This window comes from Pseudoalteromonas sp. 2CM39R, assembly GCF_023161845.1.
In genome coordinates this window covers 113,269-133,670 of record NZ_JALNTM010000010.1, presented here as the reverse complement: position 1 = coordinate 133,670, position 20,402 = coordinate 113,269, and the positions used below count along the sequence as shown (strand labels likewise).

The 20,402-nt window shown below is 42.0% G+C and carries 20 protein-coding genes; 7 read left to right on the top strand and 13 right to left on the bottom strand.

All coding sequences use genetic code 11. The features are described from left to right. Nucleotides 1-39: 39 nt before the first annotated feature. Complete coding sequence (gene mtnK / locus MTF66_RS21780; protein ID WP_248528687.1) at nucleotides 40-1,257, bottom strand: S-methyl-5-thioribose kinase; 1,218 nt, start codon at nucleotides 1,255-1,257, stop codon at nucleotides 40-42. A gap of 145 nt (nucleotides 1,258-1,402) precedes the next feature. On the opposite strand from mtnK, the gene mtnA reads away from it, so the two are divergent. Continuing rightward, nucleotides 1,403-2,431: an S-methyl-5-thioribose-1-phosphate isomerase gene (mtnA, locus tag MTF66_RS21775; protein WP_248528684.1), complete on the top strand. Its 1,029-nt coding sequence runs from the start codon at nucleotides 1,403-1,405 to the stop codon at nucleotides 2,429-2,431. A gap of 1 nt (nucleotide 2,432) precedes the next feature. On the opposite strand, the gene MTF66_RS21770 is transcribed toward mtnA, so the two are convergent. The 5 genes from MTF66_RS21770 to MTF66_RS21750 all read right to left on the bottom strand — a co-directional run bounded on the left by MTF66_RS21770 (nucleotide 2,433) and on the right by MTF66_RS21750 (nucleotide 6,921). Then, nucleotides 2,433-4,595, bottom strand: coding sequence for a winged helix-turn-helix domain-containing protein (locus tag MTF66_RS21770; protein ID WP_248528681.1), 2,163 nt, complete (start codon nucleotides 4,593-4,595; stop codon nucleotides 2,433-2,435). Between the two features lie 131 nt (nucleotides 4,596-4,726). Next, nucleotides 4,727-5,068, bottom strand: coding sequence for a gamma-glutamylcyclotransferase family protein (locus MTF66_RS21765; protein ID WP_248528678.1), 342 nt, complete (start codon nucleotides 5,066-5,068; stop codon nucleotides 4,727-4,729). A gap of 1 nt (nucleotide 5,069) precedes the next feature. After that, entirely contained in the window at nucleotides 5,070-5,612 is a 543-nt protein-coding gene (locus tag MTF66_RS21760) for an acireductone dioxygenase (protein WP_248528675.1), read from the bottom strand. Then, the gene (gene mtnC / locus MTF66_RS21755; protein WP_248528672.1) at nucleotides 5,609-6,295 is read right to left on the bottom strand and encodes an acireductone synthase; all 687 of its coding nucleotides are present in this window, start codon (nucleotides 6,293-6,295) and stop codon (nucleotides 5,609-5,611) included. The genes MTF66_RS21760 and mtnC overlap by 4 nt, the downstream gene beginning before the upstream one ends. Further along, nucleotides 6,292-6,921 (bottom strand): methylthioribulose 1-phosphate dehydratase, encoded by a 630-nt coding sequence (locus MTF66_RS21750; RefSeq protein ID WP_055020556.1) that lies wholly within the window; start codon nucleotides 6,919-6,921, stop codon nucleotides 6,292-6,294. Before MTF66_RS21750 ends, mtnC begins: the two co-directional genes overlap by 4 nt. Nucleotides 6,922-7,020: 99 nt before the next feature. On the opposite strand from MTF66_RS21750, the gene MTF66_RS21745 reads away from it, so the two are divergent. The 3 genes from MTF66_RS21745 to MTF66_RS21735 all read left to right on the top strand — a co-directional run bounded on the left by MTF66_RS21745 (nucleotide 7,021) and on the right by MTF66_RS21735 (nucleotide 10,405). Beyond that, on the top strand, nucleotides 7,021-8,163 hold the full coding sequence (locus tag MTF66_RS21745) for a methionine aminotransferase (RefSeq protein ID WP_308200160.1): 1,143 nt from the start codon (nucleotides 7,021-7,023) through the stop codon (nucleotides 8,161-8,163). Beyond that, on the top strand, nucleotides 8,151-8,924 hold the full coding sequence (locus MTF66_RS21740; protein WP_248528669.1) for an amidohydrolase: 774 nt from the start codon (nucleotides 8,151-8,153) through the stop codon (nucleotides 8,922-8,924). The genes MTF66_RS21745 and MTF66_RS21740 overlap by 13 nt, the downstream gene beginning before the upstream one ends. 65 nt (nucleotides 8,925-8,989) lie before the next feature. After that, complete coding sequence (locus tag MTF66_RS21735) at nucleotides 8,990-10,405, top strand: mannose-1-phosphate guanylyltransferase/mannose-6-phosphate isomerase (RefSeq protein WP_248528666.1); 1,416 nt, start codon at nucleotides 8,990-8,992, stop codon at nucleotides 10,403-10,405. A 240-nt stretch (nucleotides 10,406-10,645) separates the two neighbouring features. Here the strand turns inward: MTF66_RS21735 and MTF66_RS21730 are convergent, their stop codons facing one another. Continuing rightward, on the bottom strand, nucleotides 10,646-11,077 hold the full coding sequence (locus MTF66_RS21730) for a TIGR02444 family protein (protein ID WP_248528664.1): 432 nt from the start codon (nucleotides 11,075-11,077) through the stop codon (nucleotides 10,646-10,648). Beyond that, entirely contained in the window at nucleotides 11,064-12,983 is a 1,920-nt protein-coding gene (locus MTF66_RS21725; RefSeq protein WP_248528661.1) for an ATP-binding cassette domain-containing protein, read from the bottom strand. The genes MTF66_RS21730 and MTF66_RS21725 overlap by 14 nt, the downstream gene beginning before the upstream one ends. A gap of 129 nt (nucleotides 12,984-13,112) precedes the next feature. On the opposite strand from MTF66_RS21725, the gene MTF66_RS21720 reads away from it, so the two are divergent. Next, entirely contained in the window at nucleotides 13,113-13,316 is a 204-nt protein-coding gene (locus MTF66_RS21720) for a YheV family putative zinc ribbon protein (protein ID WP_054562906.1), read from the top strand. A gap of 42 nt (nucleotides 13,317-13,358) precedes the next feature. Here the strand turns inward: MTF66_RS21720 and MTF66_RS21715 are convergent, their stop codons facing one another. Continuing rightward, nucleotides 13,359-13,571, bottom strand: coding sequence for a SlyX family protein (locus MTF66_RS21715; RefSeq protein WP_054554490.1), 213 nt, complete (start codon nucleotides 13,569-13,571; stop codon nucleotides 13,359-13,361). Further along, nucleotides 13,558-14,556, bottom strand: coding sequence for a WD40 repeat domain-containing protein (locus MTF66_RS21710; protein ID WP_063529198.1), 999 nt, complete (start codon nucleotides 14,554-14,556; stop codon nucleotides 13,558-13,560). Before MTF66_RS21710 ends, MTF66_RS21715 begins: the two co-directional genes overlap by 14 nt. Nucleotides 14,557-14,756: 200 nt before the next feature. Between MTF66_RS21710 and fkpA the strand changes: the two genes are divergently transcribed. Next, on the top strand, nucleotides 14,757-15,512 hold the full coding sequence (fkpA, locus tag MTF66_RS21705; protein ID WP_054562904.1) for an FKBP-type peptidyl-prolyl cis-trans isomerase: 756 nt from the start codon (nucleotides 14,757-14,759) through the stop codon (nucleotides 15,510-15,512). Nucleotides 15,513-15,566: 54 nt separating this feature from the next. Here the strand turns inward: fkpA and MTF66_RS21700 are convergent, their stop codons facing one another. Both MTF66_RS21700 and MTF66_RS21695 read right to left on the bottom strand, forming a co-directional pair. Next, entirely contained in the window at nucleotides 15,567-16,613 is a 1,047-nt protein-coding gene (locus MTF66_RS21700; protein WP_248528658.1) for an LD-carboxypeptidase, read from the bottom strand. A 141-nt stretch (nucleotides 16,614-16,754) separates the two neighbouring features. After that, on the bottom strand, nucleotides 16,755-17,225 hold the full coding sequence (locus tag MTF66_RS21695; protein ID WP_054562902.1) for an Rsd/AlgQ family anti-sigma factor: 471 nt from the start codon (nucleotides 17,223-17,225) through the stop codon (nucleotides 16,755-16,757). A gap of 613 nt (nucleotides 17,226-17,838) precedes the next feature. On the opposite strand from MTF66_RS21695, the gene hemE reads away from it, so the two are divergent. Further along, nucleotides 17,839-18,903 carry a uroporphyrinogen decarboxylase gene (gene hemE / locus MTF66_RS21690; RefSeq protein WP_054562901.1) on the top strand — a complete coding sequence of 355 codons (1,065 nt, stop codon included), beginning with the start codon at nucleotides 17,839-17,841 and terminating at the stop codon, nucleotides 18,901-18,903. A gap of 59 nt (nucleotides 18,904-18,962) precedes the next feature. Here the strand turns inward: hemE and sthA are convergent, their stop codons facing one another. Beyond that, nucleotides 18,963-20,393, bottom strand: coding sequence for a Si-specific NAD(P)(+) transhydrogenase (sthA, locus tag MTF66_RS21685; RefSeq protein ID WP_058586120.1), 1,431 nt, complete (start codon nucleotides 20,391-20,393; stop codon nucleotides 18,963-18,965). Nucleotides 20,394-20,402 lie beyond the last annotated feature (9 nt).

The following is a 20,402-nucleotide window of genomic DNA, read 5'->3' as shown; positions in this document are numbered from 1 at the left end:
ATTAAAAGGCGCATTAAGCGCCTTTTTACTTTTTGACAATTAGTTTAATAAACTGATTAATAACGAAAAAAACTCATCTTTATTGTTACAGCTTGTGGCATTGAGCATCAGTTGCTCGCCAAGTACAAGCGTTTGTTGTTGTACTGCTAAACGAGCTTGTACATCTTCAATACCGTCTATATCTGCAACATGGGCTAAACCAATAGTACGGCGAATAAGTTCAGCGCCACAGTAGCCAATCGCATCACGCAATACGTGTTGTAAGTAATCTTCGCTAAAAGCGAGGTTTGCAAAGCTAATATCAGTTGCCTCGCTGCTTGCTAGGTTTAGCCAGTGTTGTTCAAATTGGCTATAACAGTCTTGTAAGCAGGTTAATAAATGGGTTTGATACTGACGGCGTTTTGCTTGCTCTGTAATACGGGCGTTTTGGGCACAGTAATTTAGTAGCAAGTTACCCATAAATGAGCCGATATCAAAGCCAACAGGGCCAAAAAAGCCAAACTCTGGGTCGATCATTTTAGTGGTTTTGCTATCAACAAAAATGCTGCCACTGTGCATATCGCCATGCAATAAAGTTTGTGGGCACGATAAAAATTTAGCTTTTAATTTGGCCGCTGCCAGTTTTAAACCATCATTATTTCGAATACTTTCGACGTGCTCATTAAGCTCAGTTGGGAAATTATTGCGCTCATGCTCAATGTACGGATCAGTAAAGAATAAGTCTTCTGTGATCTTACATAAATCAGGATTAATAAATTGACTGACTTTGGCTTTTTTATCTTCAGCAGATAAGTAAAAGTCTGAGTTATAAAAGCCTGTTCGGCTTAAATAGAGCGCAACATGACTGGCCAATAATGGAAATTGCTCTGCGTTGATTTGTGCGCCACGTAAAATTTGTAACTCACCTAAATCTTCTAACACGGTTAATGCCAGCTCTACATTGTGATGCAATATCGCCACGGTATGCTCTGGGCATAACTTACCATGATTAATCAATACTTCGGCTTCGATTCTGGCGCGGTCTAACGATAATGGCCATGACTCACCTACGCAGCGGGCATAAGGGAGTGCTTGCTTAAGAATTACACTGTTGTTGTGCTGATCAGCAACCCGAAAAACTAAGTTTAAGTTTCCGTCTCCAAACTCGTATGCAGTCAGTGTTGCATCAGCAGGGAAGACTGAAATTAGTTCACTTTTAACAAGTTCTTTAATGTAATCAACAGCATGCTCTGCATTAAAGGCAGTGTATTTAGCCATGGCTTTATCTCGTAATACAATTAACTTTGAGCATTCTATACCTGCAACCGTTTAGATGTCCATACATCTAGCTTGTTAGTTGTTAAAACTGATGTAAAATAACTATTCACTTAAATTAGTTATTCATTAGTTATTCGGATTCAGTATGCAAGATCTCATCGCCAGCAGTATTAAATATCAGCAAGGTACGCTAACCGTGCTTGATCAGTATTTGTTGCCACATCAACAGCATTGGCATATATGTAACGATGTTGAAACGATGAAAGATTTGATTCTGACTTTGAAAATCCGTGGAGCGCCTTTAATCGGCTTAGGTGCTAGCTTATTGGTTGCACACCTAGCCGAGCAGGGCATGAGTCAATCAGCACTTGCGGTTGCTATAGATGAACTAGAAGCAACCCGCCCAACAGCGGTAAACCTTATGCACTGCATGGCCAAGTTACGCGTAGCGCTTGCAGAAACTGATTATGTTGCAGCTATTGTCTCTACTGCTGAGCAGTTATTTAAAGAAGATATTGCCCTTTGCGATAGCATGGCAGAGCGTGGTGCTGCCTTGGTTGATAAAGGCGATAACATTTTAACCCACTGTAATACCGGTGCGTTAGCGACTGCGGGCGTAGGCACTGCATTAGGTGTGATTTATAAAGCGCAGCAACGTCATGGTGATATTCATGTTTGGGTTGATGAAACAAGGCCGTTACTGCAAGGCGGCCGCTTAACGGCTTTTGAGCTTGAGCGCTGGCAAATTCCTTATACCTTGATTTGCGATAACATGGCGGCCAGTTTAATGGCGGCAGGTAAAGTCGATAAAATCTTTGTTGGTGCCGATCGCATTGCTGCAAACGGTGATTTTGCCAATAAGGTAGGCACATATAACCTTGCAGTGTTAGCGCGTTTTCATAACATTCCATTTTATGTCGTTGCGCCACTTACGACACTTGATACACAAACGGTGTGTGGTTCAGATATCGAAATTGAGCAACGCAGCCCTAATGAAGTGCGCGGTGTTAGTGGTAGTTTTGGTGAAGCAATGTGGGCACCGACTAACGCGAAGGTTTATAACCCAGCATTTGATGTTACACCGGCGAGCCTAGTCACAGGCTGGGTGCTCGATAGCGGCGTTTATAACCAGTCCGATATCGAGCAAGGTATTCTAAAACAGTTAAAGTCGTAAATTACTCTGCGCTTTTTTTAGTGTAAAGCTCAATGCTATTTTGATTGTTGGCAGTTAAGAAGGTCACTGCCAGCTTGTTGTTTTTAGCATTAAGGCGCGATATATAGTGAGAAGGCTTCATTTGAAGTACTGACTCAACGCCCTGCATTTTGGCTAAATTAATGCTGAAAACTTCAGTATCAGTGGCGATATACAAGCTATGTAGGTTACTTGCCATCGACACAATAGAAGGCTTTAACTCAGTTAGTTTGTCTGGTGTAGTCAGCTCACTATAGGTATTGTTATCGCTGTCTAAAAGCAGGTATTTATCGTATTTAGAATGCACAATCAGCTGTGTATCGTCATACCATGCAATAGCTAGGGGTGTATCTATAGTGCTTTTGATCACTTCATCGCTGTTGGTGTGAAGAATCATTATTTGATTTAGCTGATTGCTAAGATCGGTATATAGCACGGCAATCTTGTTACCTCTTATAGCTGCCAGCTTGGTACTACCTGGAAGTGTCCAGTGCTTAATTTCTGAGAAATCAGCAGCATTTAATAATGTTAATTGCTGATTGGTTTTATTAAAACTAACAAGTCGGCTACTGTCACTATTTGCTGCAATTACTGAACTATCTTCACCAATTTTGCCAGTGATATTGATGTATTGGTTTGCTTTTCTGAGCCAGTGTTGTCGTTCTGAAAACTCAAAGTCAGAGAAGTACACATCATTATTGGCTAATGCGACTAAGTCGTCTTCATGCTTATTCGCTGTGGCGATGTAACTCATTGTTTTTGAATTAAGGTCAAAGACTGCGGCATCTTTATCGTGAAGGTCTGTGCTGATCAACACACTTTCTTTGCTTAAAGGGTAAGCATAATTTGCTCGTTTTACTGGCGCTTTTATAGCGGGTTGTCGACTCATACTATCAAAAGAGAATGATTCAATAGTTGAGGTGCCGCGGCTATACCAAATTAGTGAGTTGGTCTGCTCATCATATGTGGCTACCCATGCACGGTAATCGTTGGTAGTTAAAAGCTTTAGCGAGCTGCCATCTAAATTCGCCATGTATATCTCTACTTGGCCAACATTATGGCGCTCAAAGATGATGCGGCTCGGGTTTTTTATAGTTGTTAAAATAAAGTCCCCAGTGCCAGTGATGTTGGGTGTGCTAATGCGAATTTCTTCACCGGTTTTTAAATCTTGTGCATATAAAGCATATAAATGAGTTAAGCCACGGTAATTATTACGCCTTGAAATTGCGACATCACCCACTTCAATGTACTGACTTGGCTGAGAATTAAGCAAAGATTGGTTGATACGTGGCTTTATTAACGCTTCACTTGATAACAGGTTGCTTGCTTGCCAAGTGATGCAATCGCTGTAGTCTTTGTTTTCACAAGAGCCGTAAAATAATCGCTCTCCATCCTCAGACCAACCCTGTAAAAAGATATTGCCAGAAGCAATCACGTATTCTTTTTTAGTGGTTAGGTCGACGACAAAAAGACTTTGACCATCATTTTCTAGAATATAAGCAAGCTTAGTTTTGTCATGGCTTAGCATTAAACGATAGTGAGAGCCTTTATGCCATGAAATGGTTTCAGCTTGCAGGTCTAAAAATGGCGCTTCGTTTTGTACTTCATCATTTGCTTTAGGCTGTTGTGAAAATAACCAAATAGCAGTAATCAATAAACCAAGCACTAACGCTGCAAAAGGCCATGGCCAGCGTGAAGAATTCGCTTTTTGTTCATTAATGGCCGTAGGTTTAACTTGAGTATCAGCGTCTTTATCTACTGTTATTACATTTTCTGTTTTTAGCGGCTCTGTACTCACAGTGTGATCAAGAGGCTTAACTTCAATAAATAGGCTATAACCTTTGCGATAATGGGTTTTAATGGTTTGCCCGGGCTGTTTTTCTGATTTAAGAGTTTTTCTTAGTTCAGAGATGGCACGGTTAATGGCATTGTCATCAACAAAGCTTTGTTGCCAAATATTCTCAACCAGCTCTTGGCGAGTGATAATGCGATCATTATGCTCAATAAAGAAACACAGTAATTTAAATAATAAAGGTTCTAGTTCACGCTTATGAGTACCATCGCTGATGGTTTGCTGCTGAGTGTTAAGTTGCCACTCACCTACATAAATAACGGTATCGCGTAAGGGTGAAAATGCCGACCCCATGTTTAGTCCTTTAACTAAAAATTTATACCAATGCACTTAAATAAGCGATTTAGTATTAGTAATAATCTTGATGGGGAGGATAATAGCAGCTTTTGTTCTTAATTTGGGTCTTTTTGTTTTATATTTGTAAATTAAAGGCTGTTTTTTGCAACATATAGCCAAGCTTGGTTGTTACATTGGAATGTTTCTGCAATTCGCTGATAATCATCTACTTCGTAAGCATCTGCCTGAGCAAGCTCTTGTTCGGTGATTAAATAAATAGCGCCATTAACAATATCACTTTGTTTGCTTGTTTTGATTAAAGCCGGGTGAAAACGTTGACCACTACTTTTAAGTACGGCTTCGTCGGTGATCTCGACTTCACCAATGACATACCCAGTTAGCGTAGCAGGTTGACCTTCGAGCAAACGCCCGAAGGTATCAAGCTGAACCTGCGGGTACTGTAAGGTACCGTACGAGAATAGTTTTTCCATGTTAGTCCAACAGTGGGAAGTTGGTAGCAATGGTTGACTCTGTGCTTTTAGCAATCCAACCTTCGGTATTATTGAATAAGCGAATTGCAGTGAATTCAGGGTCGCTGCCCATATCAAACCAATGTGGTGTGAGTTCTGGTACTGAAATTAGGTCGCCTTGTTGGCACAGCACTTGATACACTTTGTCGCCTAAGTGTAAGCAGAATAAACCTTGGCCTTTCACAAAAAAACGAACTTCATCTTCGCTATGTGTATGTTCAAACAAGAACTTACTGCGTAGTTCGCTGGCATTTGGATTACCCTTAGCAAGCGAAATAACATCCACTGTTTGATAGCCCCCTTCAGCTTTTAAGCGCTCTATATCTTTAGCATAAGCAGTTAAAATTGCGTCATGACTGGTCTCTTTGTCAATCTGTGCTGTTGCTTGCCACTGCTCAAAGCGAACGCCAACTGTATTTAGTTCATTGGCAATAACGCTTAAGTCTTCACTATGAAACAGTATGTCGTTTGCGTTGTTATCGTTATAAATAGTTAATTGACTCATGCTAACAGCTCCGCGCTAAATTCCGAAAAGTCGTTGATATATGGGTGAGCATCACTTACCGCTTGGCCATCGCGAACAAGGTGCAAAGTTCCAAGGCCAGCAGCTTTGGCAGCATCAAGCTCTGCTACCACATCGCTTAAGAACAATACTTCGGCAGCGTCAAATGGTAGCTCGGCAATAATATTCTCATAAGAGCTTTGCTGTTGTTTCGCACCGACTTTAGTGTCGAAGTAATCACTAAATAAAGGTCTAACATCACCGTAGTCAGAAAACTCAAAAATCAGGTGTTGGGCTTTTACTGAGCCTGATGAGTAGACATATAAACTTTTACCAGCATGTTTTTGGGCTTGTAAAAAGTCATAAGCATCTGGGTAAAGGTGGCCAGTAAAATCACCACTTTCGTAGCCCGTTTGCCAAATTAAGCCTTGCAACTGCTTGAGTGGGGTAATTTTTTGATCTGTTTCAATCCAATGAATTAAATGTTTAATGACCGTGTCGATATCGGCTTCGGGTTGTTCAACATGTGCTTTAACGGCCTCAATTTGAGCTGCAACTTCTGGGTCTGATTGATGTGACTTTACAAACTCAGGTAATTGCCCTGCCGCGTAAGGAAATAATACGTCTTTAACAAATGAGATGCGGGTAATAGTGCCTTCAATATCGGTTAAAATTGCTTTGATCATGGCTGAACTCCAGCTTGAATACCTTCTAGTTTTAGGCGCTCAAGCTCACAGCTAAATAGAAACTCTAATCCTTCTAAATGGCGAAGTACTTCTTTGATATCTCGGCCAACGACATATAAACCATGGCCACGAATTAATACGGCATGCTCAATAGGGGTGTGAAGGTGATGATCACTGACCAGTAAGCTTAAGCGGTCAATGTCTTGGTCATTATCAAAAATAGGAATAGTTAAGGTATCTAAGTGCGATTTGACACCGCTTAAAGATTTTTGCATTTCGTAGCCATGCAAATTGATAGCGTGGCCTTTGATCACGCGAGATAACACGGTTGCCGCAACAGAATGAGTGTGCAAAACAAATTTAGCTGATGGGATAAGCTTATACATATTCAAATGTAGCTCAGTTTCAGCTGATGGATTGCCAGAACCTTTAGTACGATTGCCTTCATGATCAAATTCAATAAATGCATGAGTGCCGAGTTGACCTTTATCGAAGCCACTTGCTGTGACGACATAACCGCTTGCAGTGCGGGCTGAAAAGTTACCACCAGTAGCAGGGACCCAGCCACGTTGGCTTACCCATTTACCAGCTTCAATTAGTTCTGAAATAGCGGTATTGTTATGCATATATTCCTCGACATTCTAAAAGTTATTTAGACGGCTATACATCTGTTTTAAGCAATGATAGCATCGCTTCGGGTGCAAAACCATCTTTAAGGAACCTCTGTGTTTGAAAGTAAATTGCCGAATTTAGGCACCAGTATTTTTAGTCAAATGACCGCTCTAGCAAATAAGCACCAAGCGCTTAATTTATCTCAGGGTTTTCCTGAATTTGATGCACCAGAATTACTAAAAAAACAGCTCAATCATTATGTACTTGAGGGGGTAAATCAATATGCGCCTTCAAGTGGGGTTGTAAAGCTACAACAGCAAATAGCGGCTTTGATAGCTAGAAAATACCATAACAACATAAATTACGAGCAACAAGTTACCGTCACTTCAGGGGCAACAGAGGCATTATTCGTAGCAATTCAAGCGCTTGTTAAAGAGGGTGATGAAGTTGTGGTATTTGACCCCGCTTATGACTCGTATCAACCGGCAATTGAGCTTGCTGGCGGTCGCTCAGTTCATGTTGCTTTGCATGCGCCAGACTACAAAATCGATTGGCAAGCTGTAGCTGATGTTATTACAGACAAAACACGTGTCATCATCATCAACACGCCACATAACCCAAGCGGTAAAATCTTTAAAACAGAAGATATTAATGCCCTTAAAGCGCTTGTTACTAAGCATGATTTATATGTAATTAGCGATGAAGTGTATGAGCACATTACCTTTGATGGCGCTTTGCATTTAAGTGCGCTGACCGACCCTGAGTTATTTGCACGCAGTTTTGTGATCTCAAGCTTTGGCAAAACTTTTCATAGCACCGGCTGGAAGATGGGTTATTGTGTTGCACCTGCCCAATTAATGGGGGAGTTTCGTAAAATTCACCAATATGTGACTTTTTCAAGCTTTACGCCTGCCCAGCATGCACTAGCCGATATGCTCGAGTTAGAGCCAGAACATGTTGATGAACTTAGTTGTTTTTATCAACAAAAACGCGACTTGCTCAGCGAAGCACTAGCGCAAAGCCGTTTTAAAATATTACCAAGTGAAGGCACCTACTTTTTGCTACTCGATTATAGTGATGTGTCTGATCTTGATGATGTTGAGTTTTGCCAATGGCTGGTTGAGCAAGCGGGTGTTGCAGCTGTACCACTCAGTGTGTTTTATAACAGTACAAGCAGCGATAAAGTGATTCGTTTATGCTTTGCAAAAAATGATGACACATTAAAACGTGCCGCGGAGATTTTATGCCAACTTTAACCTTAGCTTTAGTGCAGTCATCACTGCATTGGCTTGATAAAAGCGCCAACCTTGCGCACTTTACAGAGCAGCTTAACAGTTTTAACGAGCAGGTTGATTTAATTGTCTTGCCAGAAACATTTGCCACGGGTTTTGCGATTAATCTAGATTGCAGCGAACCAGAACAAGGCGAGGTACTTAGCTGGTTAAAAGCCACAGCTAAGCAAAAAAATGCTGTGGTTGCAGGCTCTGTTTTAGTTGCGAAAGGCGACAAAAAGGCTAATCGCTTTTATTGGGTTTGGCCAAATGGCGAAGTGAAGTATTACGACAAACGCCATTTATTCTGTTTAGGTAACGAAGGCAATTTCGTCGCAGCAGGCGAGCAGCGCGAGATATTCGCTATCAATGATTTTCGGATTTTGCCGCAAGTGTGTTACGACTTACGCTTTCCTGTATTTCAGCGTAATTGCAACGACTACGATGTGATGATCAACGTAGCTAATTGGCCAGCAGCTCGTCGCCATGTCTGGGATACTCTTCTAAAAGCACGCGCAATGGAAAACCTGTGTTATGTCGTGGGTGTGAATCGCATAGGTGCTGATGGTAATGATGTTGCCCACAGTGGTGGTACTGCCGTTTATGATTTTAAAGGTGACACCTTGGCAAAGCTTGAAGATGACCAATCGGGCATCATTATTCAGCGCTTAGAAAAATCACCGCTTTATGACTTTCGAAGAGTGTTTCCTGCTCACTTAGATGCTGATCAATTTCAGTTACTGTAATTGCTCGAAGCCGCATACTCAAAAATTTGTTAAACTCATGGTTGGATTATTTACTTTAAGCAATCATGAGTCGCAAAATCACCCCCGTTATTCTTGCTGGTGGCATAGGTTCTCGTTTATGGCCTTTGTCGCGTAAAGCGATGCCTAAGCAGTTTTTATCTTTACTAAGCGAAAAATCACTCTTACAGAGCACGTTGTTACGAGTGGCTGACTCACGATTTAATGCGCCAATTTTAGTGTGTAATGAAGAGCATCGTTTTATTGCTAAAACGCAAATTGCAGAAATCACAGATAACTATACTTTATTGCTTGAGCCTGAAGGTAAAAATACCGCGCCAGCGATTGCCTTGGCCGCTGAATTTGCATTGCAAAAGGGTCTAACCGATCCCTTGCTAGTCATGCCTGCTGATCACCATATCAGTGATTTTGATAAGCTTATTGCCTGCTTAGATAATGCGATAGCGCTTTGTCAGCAACAACAATTAGTAACCTTTGCCATTACTCCCACTGAGCCACATACTGGTTATGGTTATATTCGCCAAGGCGAGCAGTTAGCTCATGAAGGTTGTTTTAAGGTGGCTGAATTCAAAGAAAAACCAGCCCTACAATTAGCCGAAAAATACCTTGCCAGTGGTGAGTATGGATGGAATAGCGGCATGTTTTTATTTTTGCCAGATGTGTATTTAAGCGAGCTTAATCGTTTTGCCCCAAAGATTGCTGACAGTGTCGCAAAAGCGGCAAGCTTCACCACAGATTTAGGTTTTCAACGGCCTGTTGCGGCAGAGCTTACAGCATGTCCTAGTGATTCTATTGATTATGCTATTTTGGAGCGTAGCGCTAACGTTGCTGTTATTCCTGTTGATTTAAATTGGAGCGATGTTGGCAGCTTTTCAGCATTGTCGAAAATCGCAGAAAAAGACCATCATGGTAACTATTTAGCCTCACAAGGGGTGAGTTTAGATAGCGAGAATAATCTACTTATCAGCGAAGCCGACCATACTATTGCGGCGCTCGGCGTGAGTAATCAAGCAATTATACATACTCACGATGCCACCTTAGTGGCAGACAAAAGTGCGCTCGATAAACTCCCTGATTTACTTAAACAGCTTGCTGTTGTCGATAGCGATAAACTAACCCACCATCAAGCCGTATTTAGACCTTGGGGCAATTATCGAACTTTAATTGAAAGTACAGGCTTTAAAGTAAAGAAAATAATCGTAAACAGCGGCGCAAAGCTCTCAACTCAACGCCATCAGCACCGTGCAGAGCATTGGGTTGTTGTTTCTGGAGTGGCAAGCGTGCGAGTTGGCGATGATGAATTTGAATTAACAGCTGATCAATCTTGTTATATTGCGGCTAAACAATTACACAGTCTTGCTAATCAACAAAACACGCCACTGATCGTTATCGAAGTACAAACCGGAGCGATACTTGATGAAACTGACATTGAGCGATTTGATGATAGGTATGGGAGGGAGTAGGTTGGTTTGAGCGGAGCGAAACCCAACGTAAGCAGAGCTATCAGCTTTCAGCCGTCAGGCGTCAGTTGAGCGGTGGAGTTGTTGAGTGCGCTGTCTTACTCAGAAATAAAATACCGTAGGAGGCACTTTAGTGCCGAATTAGAACCATTCTCACAATTAGGCTTGACCTAGACTCTTTAAACTTTACTCTCGCTAACTCGCTAACTCGCTAACTCGCTAACTCGCTAACTCGCTAACTCGCTAACTCGCTAACTCAGTACCGACATAAAGCCTTATATTTTCAGCATTTGTGTACTGAGTGAATGCCATCGTATTCGCTGTGTTTATCAGTAATTGTTGCTGTTGTTTTTCTAGTTTTAGTTCTGCACTAAGTAGCTCTTTGCGAATGGTAGGGTAGTCTAAAATCTCGTTTTGAATGGTTTTAAGGTAGGCGCGTGTGGCTCGTAGGGGCTGTAAAGCCTGTTGATCAAATTCAGCAATGCACGACTCAAGCTCACTCAGTTGAGAGGGTGTTACAGCCAGCTCTAAAGAATCAAGATAATAAAGCAGCAGGCAAAGGTTCACATTTTTGCCTTGCAGGTCTTGATAGCTTAGTAGCTTGGTTTGCATGCCGTCTTTGCTGTAAAGCTTGCATGCAAACTGCCAAAACTGTTCGCTGTTAAGCGGTTTCATCGGCAAAGGCCTGCTCTTTTTCTTCAAGCTCTTCAAGTGCCATGAGTAGCTCTTCTTCAACGTCATTAAGCTTGGGTGTTAAGCTTGCTTGCTTAGCGAGTAGCTCTGTCAGTTTGGCTTTATTTTCATCACTGTATAAGTCATTGTCGGCAAGTGCGTTTTCGATTTCTCCAAGCTCTGTAGAGTACTTATCAAGTTGCTTTTCAAGCTTTTCGATTTGCTTTTTCAACGGCTGCACTGATTTTCTAAACTCAGCTTCTAAGCGCTTTTGCTCTTTGCGGTTAACGCTTGAATGGGCTTTAGGCGCATCGTCTTCAGGGCTTTTAGCGGCTTCTTTATTGGCATTCAGTAGCCATTGGTAATAGGCATCAAGGTCATAACCAAATTGTGTTACTTCGCCATTATCAACAAGGTAATACTCATCAGCGGTATTTTTAAGCATATGACGGTCGTGCGATACGGTAACCATAGCGCCTTCAAAGCCTTGCAGTGCCATAACTAAAGCATGGCGCATTTCTAAATCGAGGTGGTTAGTTGGCTCATCCAGTAACAGTAGGTTTGGCTTTTGATATACCAGCATTGCTAGTACTAAACGGGCTTTTTCACCGCCAGAAAATGGCGCAACTGGCTCAAGTGCTTTATCGCCAAAGAACGCAAAGCCACCTAAAAAGTCACGCAGTGATTGTTCTGGAGCTTGCGGATTTAAACGTTGTAAATGGGTAACCGCACTGGCTTTTAAATCAAGTGACTCAAGCTGATGCTGCGCAAAGTAACCAATATTTAAGCCCTGATGCTGAAATACTTCACCTGCTTGAGGTTGTAAATCGCCAGCTAATAATTTAATCAGTGTTGATTTACCCGCACCATTTCGGCCAAGCAGCGCAATACGGCTACCCGGCACAAGGTTTAGCTTGATGCTATGCAAAATGGTGGTGTCGCCATAGCCTGCTTTGGCTTGGTCGAGAGTCATTAACGGGTTTGGCAGCGCTGTTGGCTCGGCAAATTCAAAATCAAAGGGAGAGTCAACATGGGCTGGGGCCAATTTCTCCATACGCTCTAGCGCTTTTACACGGCTTTGTGCTTGCTTAGCCTTACTGGCTTTTGCTTTGAAGCGTGTAATGAATTTTTCTAGATGAGCAATTTGCTCTTGTTGCTTTTCGAACATCGCTTGTTGTTGTAATAAGCGCTCTGCTTTTTGGCGTTCGAATTGCGAGTAATTGCCTTTATAAACATTTATTTTTTGTGCGTCTATGTGCCAAATTTGGTCAACAACGGCATCTAAGAACTCTCGGTCATGGGAAATAAGCACAAGTGTGCCTGTGTAGGCACGTAAAAAGCGTTCTAACCAGTAAACCGCATCGAGATCTAAGTGGTTGGTTGGCTCATCCAGCAGTAATAAATCGGCATCACGAATAAGTGCTTGTGCTAAGTTTAAGCGCATACGCCAGCCACCAGAAAAGGCACTCACTGGGTTGTCTATTTGCTCATTACTAAAACCTAAACCGTGTAATAGCTCACCTGCTTTTGCCTCAATGCTATAGCCTTGAATATGTTCTAGGCCAATATGTGCTTTTGCCTGCGCATCGCCGTCGTTATTTTGCTCAGCTTCGCGAAGTGCAATTCTTAGCGCGTAATATTCCGGATGACCTTGTAATACATAATCTAGAGCGCTGATTTCGAGCGCGGGAGTTTCTTGCTTTACAGAGGCAATTGACCAGTCTTTAGGAATTTGGCATTCACCGGCATCGAGTTGCAATTCAGACTTTAATAGCGCGAACAGCGTTGATTTACCACAGCCATTAGCGCCAACAAGGCCGACTTTATGCTCTGGGAATAAGGTTGCAGAAGCCCCTTTTAGTAAGGCGTTACCACCACGTAGAAGTTCGATGTCTGAAATTTGGATCATGAATGTTTACTTGCACAGCACTGATTTAATTGTCGCTATCATAACACGGATCACATTAGCCTTCGCAATCGTATCAAACAGAGAATTATTAGGCTAAAATAGCCGCCTACATGCCACGGGAGATCATCTATGAGACAAAAGAAACGCTTTATTGCTGGCGCATCATGCCCTGAGTGTAAGGCCATGGATACCATGATGCTTTATAAAGAACATGATGTGGAAAAAGTGGAGTGCGTACAGTGTGGCCACAAAATGACGCAACCAGAGCAGGCAGTGCAAGCCTCAACACGCCAATTTGAGCAAGTGATTGGTGTATTTAAGCCGGGCGATTAATTCCCGGCTCTATCACTACCTAATTACTCTATCACTAACTAATTAATAGTGCGGCGGTGGCGGCTCTTGCATTTGTGACATTAAAGATGGCTGCTGTGCTTCTTTGATCTTTTCTGCAAGTAACTCTGTCTGGCGCTTCATTTTAGCCAGCTGCTGTTGGTGCGCTTTAAGCTCATCGTTTAATATTTCAATTGTTTCATCTTGAAAAGCGACTTTCGCTTCAAGTTCCATTAGACGATCTTCAATTGTATTCATTTGATTCTCTTAGATTAAAACTTTCAGCGAATCCGCTGGAGCTTTCGGTTAATAACGCTTGGTTGTTATCAGTAAACGCAACATCTAACACCACGGCTGATTTCGGGCGGCTTCCTTCACGAGGAATCACTTGCCACGTTTGTAATTTTTTACCTGACTCTAGCTGCCATAAATCAACCAATCGATTGGGTGAACCGGTGGCAATTAAAGTGCCTTCGTCGTTAAAACGGACGGCGGTAAAAATTTTCTGACGCGCAATATACGCCAGTTTGCTAACAAGATCACCTGTAGTCAGTTGCCATACATTTGCTTGCTTCATACTGTCTGCGGTAAATGCGTAACGACCTTGTGGATCAAGGGCGACTTGAGTAACGCGACTTGGGTGATTAAAGCGGTGGATCACTTGCCCTGTGCGAGTATCCCAAAAGTAAGCAACATAATCATTTGAGCCGCTAATGGCGTAGTGACCGTTAGGTGATAGATCAACAACATTGACTTTTTCTTGGTGGCCAAGGAACTCTATGCGCCTGCCACTCTCTAAGTCGAGGTAAACGACTACACCGTCGGCGCGACCATATAATACACTGCGCCCTTGGTTACTTATGGCGATATCTCTAATTGTTGAGGCGTGTATTTTGTAATAACCCGTGTTGTTGCCCGTGGCAATGTCCCACACTGCAAAGGTGGACTTTTCAGCGGTAACTGCATGGCTATTGTCGTATGAGATAGCAACAGTATGAACTAGGCTATCTTGATTTTGTTGTTGGAACCATTGGTATTTTAGCACTTGTTGTTGATTATCCCACAGTGCGACCCCATGGTGTATTGATGAGATTAAGCTGTATTTACCATCGTGCGACAGCGCGGATGCAAAGGCACCTTTAGCCGCATGCTCATAGCGTGCAGTTGATTGCTCATGTTGCTCAGAGCAGGCTACAACTAAGCAAAGGCTGAGCAGATACAAAAAAGTACGAAATATCGACATATTACGAGTATTTCCCCTTAACTCTTAGTGATTGAGAGGTTAGACTAGGTCTCGTTGAAGGCCTAGGTTGTTAGTCTAATCGCTGATCATGCATAGGCATGACGTTAGTTATTAGACAAGCAGCCTACCATGTAGGTCGTTAATCTTTAACTAGTAATAATACAATAATTGACAACTGCAAAGTGTGTCGGAGATATAAAATGAGAAAGACGATTAAATTGTCATTGATTGCAGCGTCAGTTTTAGCGCTTACAGCTTGTAATCAGGAAGCAAAAAAAGAACAGCAAGCTGAAGTTAAACTAGAGACTGAAGCTCAACAACAAGCATACGGTATTGGTGCATCTGTTGGTAATTTCTTAAACCAAGACCTTGCTGATAAAAAAGCGCTAGGTGTTGAACTAGACGAAGCACTTCTTAAGCGTGGTTTTGAAGACGCACTAGCGGGTAACGCTAAACTTGATGACGAAAAAATTCGTGAAGTGTTAACTGCACTTGATCAAAGCATTCGCACTAAACAACAAGAAAAAGCGAAAGTAGAATCTGAAAAGAGCAAAGCTGAAGGCGAAAAATACCTAGCTGAAAACGCGAAGAAAGAAGGCGTTACAGTAACTGAATCTGGCCTACAGTACGAAGTGATCACTGAAGGTGAAGGCGAAAAGCCAGTAGCAACTGACGTTGTTAAAGTTCACTACAAAGGCACTTTATTAGACGGTACTGAGTTCGATAGCTCTTACTCACGTAACGAACCAACTACTTTCCCACTTAATCGTGTGATCCCAGGTTGGACTGAAGGTTTACAATTAATGCCAGTTGGCTCTAAGTACAAGTTCACTATTCCATCTGAACTTGCATACGGTGAGCGTGATCTTGGTAAGATCCCTGCAAACTCAACGCTTGTTTTCGAAGTAGAATTACTTGAAATCCAAAGCGATGACAAAGCTGTACCAGCTGAGTAATATTTAACTCAATAAAAAAGGGCTTTTTAGCCCTTTTTTTATGCGTGAATTTTATTAACTAAATGCCGCTTCTTTCATTTTTAATGTGCCACTATTTGCATCAAGCTCAACCACAGTGCCAACAGGCAGAATAAATTGGCGCTTAATATGGCCAATCATAGCACCACGATAAGCAGGAATTCCCAATGGTTTTATATAATCTGCAAAAATATCATCAAGGGTTAAAGAGCCATAACCACGGCCAGGCTTACAGTCATTACAATCGCCAAATACAAAGCCTGCAATCTTATCCAGTGCACCCATAAGCTTTAGTGTGCTCATCATCCTGTCAATTCGATACGGCGCTTCGTCGATATCTTCTAAAAATAAAATTGCGCCATTAAAGTCAGGTAAATAATTCGAGCCTGCAAGGGCTGTCAGTACTGTTAAGTTGCCACCGATTAATCGTCCCGTGGCTTTACCTGATGTAATCGTTTGGGTCAGGTACTGAGTGTTAACAAGCTCATCATCGGCTTTTGGTAAGTTTTGGAAATGCATCAATTTACGCGCTTCGAACATGCTCTTAAATTGCGCGACATGAAACGGGTTCCAGTCACTTGATGCATTTGGACCATGAAAGCTGATTAACCCAGCTTGAGACAGTAATGCATTGTGAAGAGCGGTAATATCTGAATAGCCCATTAGAGGTTTTGGGTTGTTACGGATCATTTCGTAGTCGAGCAAAGGTAGAATACGGGCAGCGCCTGAGCCGCCACGTAAACACAAAATGGCATCAATCTCTTTATCGCTGAATAAACTATTTAAGTCGCCGGCTCGCATTGCATCAGTGCCAGCTAAATGCCCACGTCTTGCTAAAATGTTTGGTGCAAGCTTAGCCTTGTAGCCTAGTGCTTCTATAACGCCTTGTGCTAATAAAATATCAGCGTGCGCAGCAGTGGCAGCTGAAGGGCTACATATCCCAATTGTGCCGCCTGTAGGAAGAGCTTTTGGCTTAATTAATGTTTGGGTACTAGCATTCTGTGCCGCTATTAAGGGAGCTGATGTCAGACTTGTGCCAGCGGCAAGGATTGAAAGTGACTTTAAAAATGACCGTTTATTCATAGCGAGCCTCATGTTTTTATAGTATGAGTATCGCATTGAAGAAAATATTTCAAATATTTGTTATGAATGGAATAGATGATTCTTTTTGGAAAGGCAGAGACACTTCAGCAGAGAGTGCTTCTCTGCTGTGCAACTATGCTGTTAGCTGGTGTGATTAGAATATAAGTTGTCGATTAACTCATCTTCTAGCTCAAAGCGCAGTTCAAGTGCTTCGCCTAAGATTGATAGGTCTTTATCAAACTCATCAAGCAAGTCATCTTTGTCAACTTCTGCGTATTTGTCGTTAAAGTCGAGTGCTACATCTGTGGTTTCAGAAATGCGCGGGTATAAGGCATTCGCCAGCTTTTGGCTCTCAGGGCCTTTTTCTTCACACGCTTTGGCAATGTCGTCGTAAATTTCGAAATGGCCAGCAGAAAGGTAATCCATCAGAATTTGGCAAAAGTTTTGAATTTGCAGCTGATCAGGAAGGGCGTGATCTTTCTTTTCGTACGGTGAAAAGCCTGCAATACGGCAGAACAACACAAGCAGCTCTTGACGTTCTGTGAGCCATTTGTCGATTACAGAGTGACTACCACCCCACTTTTGTTGAGCTTTTTCCAAACGCGTCAGCATATTTCATCTCCTCGCTGAGTAGGTTTTCCTTTGTATATATAAAAAGGAAATATGACACAAAGATCAACTAAATTCTTAGTGTCTAATTGCAACAGATTGTAAAAGTCATTCTAAAGTAATATTTTTCAGCACAGGGTTGGCCATAAAATAACCTAGCTTTTTAGAGTGGACTTTTTTTGCTCTCATTGCAGTGTATGGGAATTGATTCAAAACTACTAGTATTAATTTTGCGATTTTTATCTAAGCGGAGGAGTTATAATTTGCTGATTTAGAAAAGAAAAAACCACCAAAATTGGTGGTTTAATTCTTTTTCTAAGACTTGTTAAAACAAGCGTTCTTATTATTATGGGAAGATTGTTGTTCTTATTGTTATAAGATTTTTATTATTGTTTTTGTTAACGCGGGATAAGTTATACCAAGCTTTTTTGGATGTTGCAAATTTATTAATAGAAAGTTTTAAATTTATTTTATTTTCGCTCAAAAAACGCACATTAGGCTTAGGCTAGCTTAAAAAACATGATCTATATCTAGCCTTGATTATCTATCCATAGTGAGACGCGCAATATGGTGATACAATCTGCTCAATTTCATTCAGTTCTAGGATTCTATACGCATGAGCGAATTAAAAAACGATCGTTATTTACGTGCACTACAAAAGCAACCTGTTGATGTCACACCGGTATGGATGATGCGCCAAGCTGGCCGTTATTTACCTGAATACCGTGCTACACGTGCCCAAGCAGGCGACTTTATGAGTTTATGTAAAAACGCTGAACTTGCTTGTGAAGTAACGTTACAGCCATTACGTCGTTATCCGCTTGATGCTGCAATTCTATTCAGTGATATTTTAACTATTCCAGATGCTATGGGCTTAGGTCTTTACTTTGAAACAGGTGAAGGTCCGAAATTTGAACGTCCGATTTCTTCATTAGCAGATGTTAAAAAAATCCCAAATATCGATCCAACTGATGAACTTGGTTATGTGATGAATGCGGTAAGTACGATTCGTCGTGAATTAAAAGGTGAAGTACCGCTAATTGGTTTCTCTGGTTCACCTTGGACCCTTGCTACTTACATGGTTGAAGGTGGTAGCAGCAAAACATTCGGTAAAATCAAGAAAATGGCCTTCGCAGAGCCACAAACACTGCACCTATTACTTGATAAATTAGCTGACTCAGTAATCGACTATTTAAACGCGCAAGTTAAAGCGGGCGCGCAATCGTTAATGGTATTTGACTCATGGGGCGGTGTATTAAGCCCACGTGACTACAATGAGTTTTCATTACAATATATGCACAAGATTGTTGATGGCTTAATTCGCGAACATGATGGCCGTAAAGTACCAGTGACGTTATTTACTAAAAATGGTGGTCAGTGGATTGAAGCAATTGCAGCAACAGGCTGTGATGCAGTAGGTCTAGACTGGACTATTAACATCGGTGATGCAAAACGTCGTGTTGGCGATAAAGTAGCGCTGCAAGGCAACATGGACCCAGCAATGCTGCATGGCACGCCTGAGCGTATTCGCCAAGAAGTTGCCACTATCCTAGAAGACTTTGGTACAGGCTCTGGCCATGTATTCAACCTAGGTCACGGTATTACACCAGATGTAGACCCAGAAAACGCAGGTGTATTTATCAACGCTGTTCATGAATTCAGTGGTAAATACCACAAATAAGCAAAAGCTAATCGTAAAAAAGCCCGCATTAAGCGGGCTTTTTGTTGTAATTTACTTCGTTACTTAAACAAACGATTTAAACCATTTAATGCAGCTACTCGATAGGCTTCAGCCATGGTCGGATAGTTGAACGTGGTATTTACAAAGTAATCAATGTTATTACCGCCGTTCTTTTGCTCCATAATCGCTTGACCGATGTGAACGATTTCAGAGGCACGCTCACCGAAGCAGTGCACACCCAGTACTTCTTTGGTATCAACGTGGAATAAAATCTTTAAGCTACCCACCTCGGTGCCAGCAATTTGCGCGCGCGCTAAATGCTTAAATTGAGCACGGCCTACCTCGTAAGGGACCTTTGCAGCTGTTAATTCTTGCTCTGTTTTACCCACTGAGCTCATTTCAGGGATCGTATAAATACCTGCTGGAATATCAATGATCAGCTTTTCATCACAGTTACCACTTGCAATTGCATCGGCTGCAATACGGCCTTGGTCAAATGCCGCACTTGCAAGGCTTGGGTAACCAATGACATCACCTACAGCATAAATGTTGTCAACTTCTGTTTGGTATGTTTCATTCACTCTAAGCTGGCCACGACCATCCGCTTTTAGGCCTACAGCTTCAAGGTTTAATGTGTCTGTGTTACCAGTACGACCATTGGCAAATAAAATACAGTCAGCTTTTACGCGCTTACCTGATTTTAAGTGCATTACCACACAATCATCGCGAGTTTCTACGCGATCAAACTCTTCATTGTGACGAATAACAATACCGCTATTCCAAAAGTGATAGCTTAGAGCATCTGAAATTTCTGCATCCATAAAGGCAAGTAGGCGGTCACGGGTATTTACCAGGTCAACCTTGGCACCTAAGCCTTTAAAAATAGAGGCGTATTCACAACCAATTACACCGGCACCATAAATCAGCACACGATGAGGGTCATCTTCAAGGCCTAAAATGGTATCGCTGTCGTAAATACGTGGATGTTTAAAGTCTACACCCGGTGGACGGTAAGGGCGCGAGCCAGTAGCAATAACGATTGTTTGTGCAGTAAGAGTTTCAAACGAACCGTCTAGGTGCGTCACTTTGATAGTGTGTTTATCAATAAACTCAGCATCACCTTGATACATATGAATGCGGTTACGCTCATAAAAGCTGCTGCGTAAATTAGATTGCTTTGAAATGACGTTACTTGCGTGGTGCAAAATATCTGGGAAAGTTAAGCGGTTAGGGCGCTCACTAATATTAAATAGCGGATTTGCTTTATATTCAATATAACGGCTTACGGAATGACGTAATGCTTTTGACGGGATAGTACCCCAGTGCACACAACCGCCGCCTACCGCTTCTTGACGCTCAATAACAGCGACTTTCTTGTTACTTTTAGATAGGTTCATGGCGGTACCTTCACCGCCAGGACCTGTACCTATGATGATCGCATCATATTGATAAGATGGAGTATCTTTTTGCTTTACTTGTTGTTTGGCCACAGCCGCTCC

Bases quoted from the DNA above. Each gene is read 5' to 3' on its own strand.
- MTF66_RS21730 (WP_248528664.1), bottom strand. From the start codon at position 11,077: ATGAAACCGCTTAACAGCGAACAGTTTTGGCAGTTTGCATGCAAGCTT.
- MTF66_RS21720 (WP_054562906.1), top strand. From the start codon at position 13,113: ATGAGACAAAAGAAACGCTTTATTGCTGGCGCATCATGCCCTGAGTGT.
- MTF66_RS21740 (WP_248528669.1), top strand. From the start codon at position 8,151: ATGCCAACTTTAACCTTAGCTTTAGTGCAGTCATCACTGCATTGGCTT.
- mtnC (WP_248528672.1), bottom strand. From the start codon at position 6,295: ATGATCAAAGCAATTTTAACCGATATTGAAGGCACTATTACCCGCATC.
- mtnK (WP_248528687.1), bottom strand. From the start codon at position 1,257: ATGGCTAAATACACTGCCTTTAATGCAGAGCATGCTGTTGATTACATT.
- MTF66_RS21765 (WP_248528678.1), bottom strand. From the start codon at position 5,068: ATGGAAAAACTATTCTCGTACGGTACCTTACAGTACCCGCAGGTTCAG.
- MTF66_RS21725 (WP_248528661.1), bottom strand. From the start codon at position 12,983: ATGATCCAAATTTCAGACATCGAACTTCTACGTGGTGGTAACGCCTTA.
- MTF66_RS21770 (WP_248528681.1), bottom strand. From the start codon at position 4,595: ATGGGGTCGGCATTTTCACCCTTACGCGATACCGTTATTTATGTAGGT.
- MTF66_RS21710 (WP_063529198.1), bottom strand. From the start codon at position 14,556: ATGTCGATATTTCGTACTTTTTTGTATCTGCTCAGCCTTTGCTTAGTT.
- MTF66_RS21715 (WP_054554490.1), bottom strand. From the start codon at position 13,571: ATGAATACAATTGAAGATCGTCTAATGGAACTTGAAGCGAAAGTCGCT.
- MTF66_RS21760 (WP_248528675.1), bottom strand. From the start codon at position 5,612: ATGAGTCAATTAACTATTTATAACGATAACAACGCAAACGACATACTG.
- mtnA (WP_248528684.1), top strand. From the start codon at position 1,403: ATGCAAGATCTCATCGCCAGCAGTATTAAATATCAGCAAGGTACGCTA.
- fkpA (WP_054562904.1), top strand. From the start codon at position 14,757: ATGAGAAAGACGATTAAATTGTCATTGATTGCAGCGTCAGTTTTAGCG.
- MTF66_RS21695 (WP_054562902.1), bottom strand. From the start codon at position 17,225: ATGCTGACGCGTTTGGAAAAAGCTCAACAAAAGTGGGGTGGTAGTCAC.
- MTF66_RS21700 (WP_248528658.1), bottom strand. From the start codon at position 16,613: ATGAATAAACGGTCATTTTTAAAGTCACTTTCAATCCTTGCCGCTGGC.
- MTF66_RS21735 (WP_248528666.1), top strand. From the start codon at position 8,990: ATGAGTCGCAAAATCACCCCCGTTATTCTTGCTGGTGGCATAGGTTCT.
- hemE (WP_054562901.1), top strand. From the start codon at position 17,839: ATGAGCGAATTAAAAAACGATCGTTATTTACGTGCACTACAAAAGCAA.
- MTF66_RS21750 (WP_055020556.1), bottom strand. From the start codon at position 6,921: ATGCATAACAATACCGCTATTTCAGAACTAATTGAAGCTGGTAAATGG.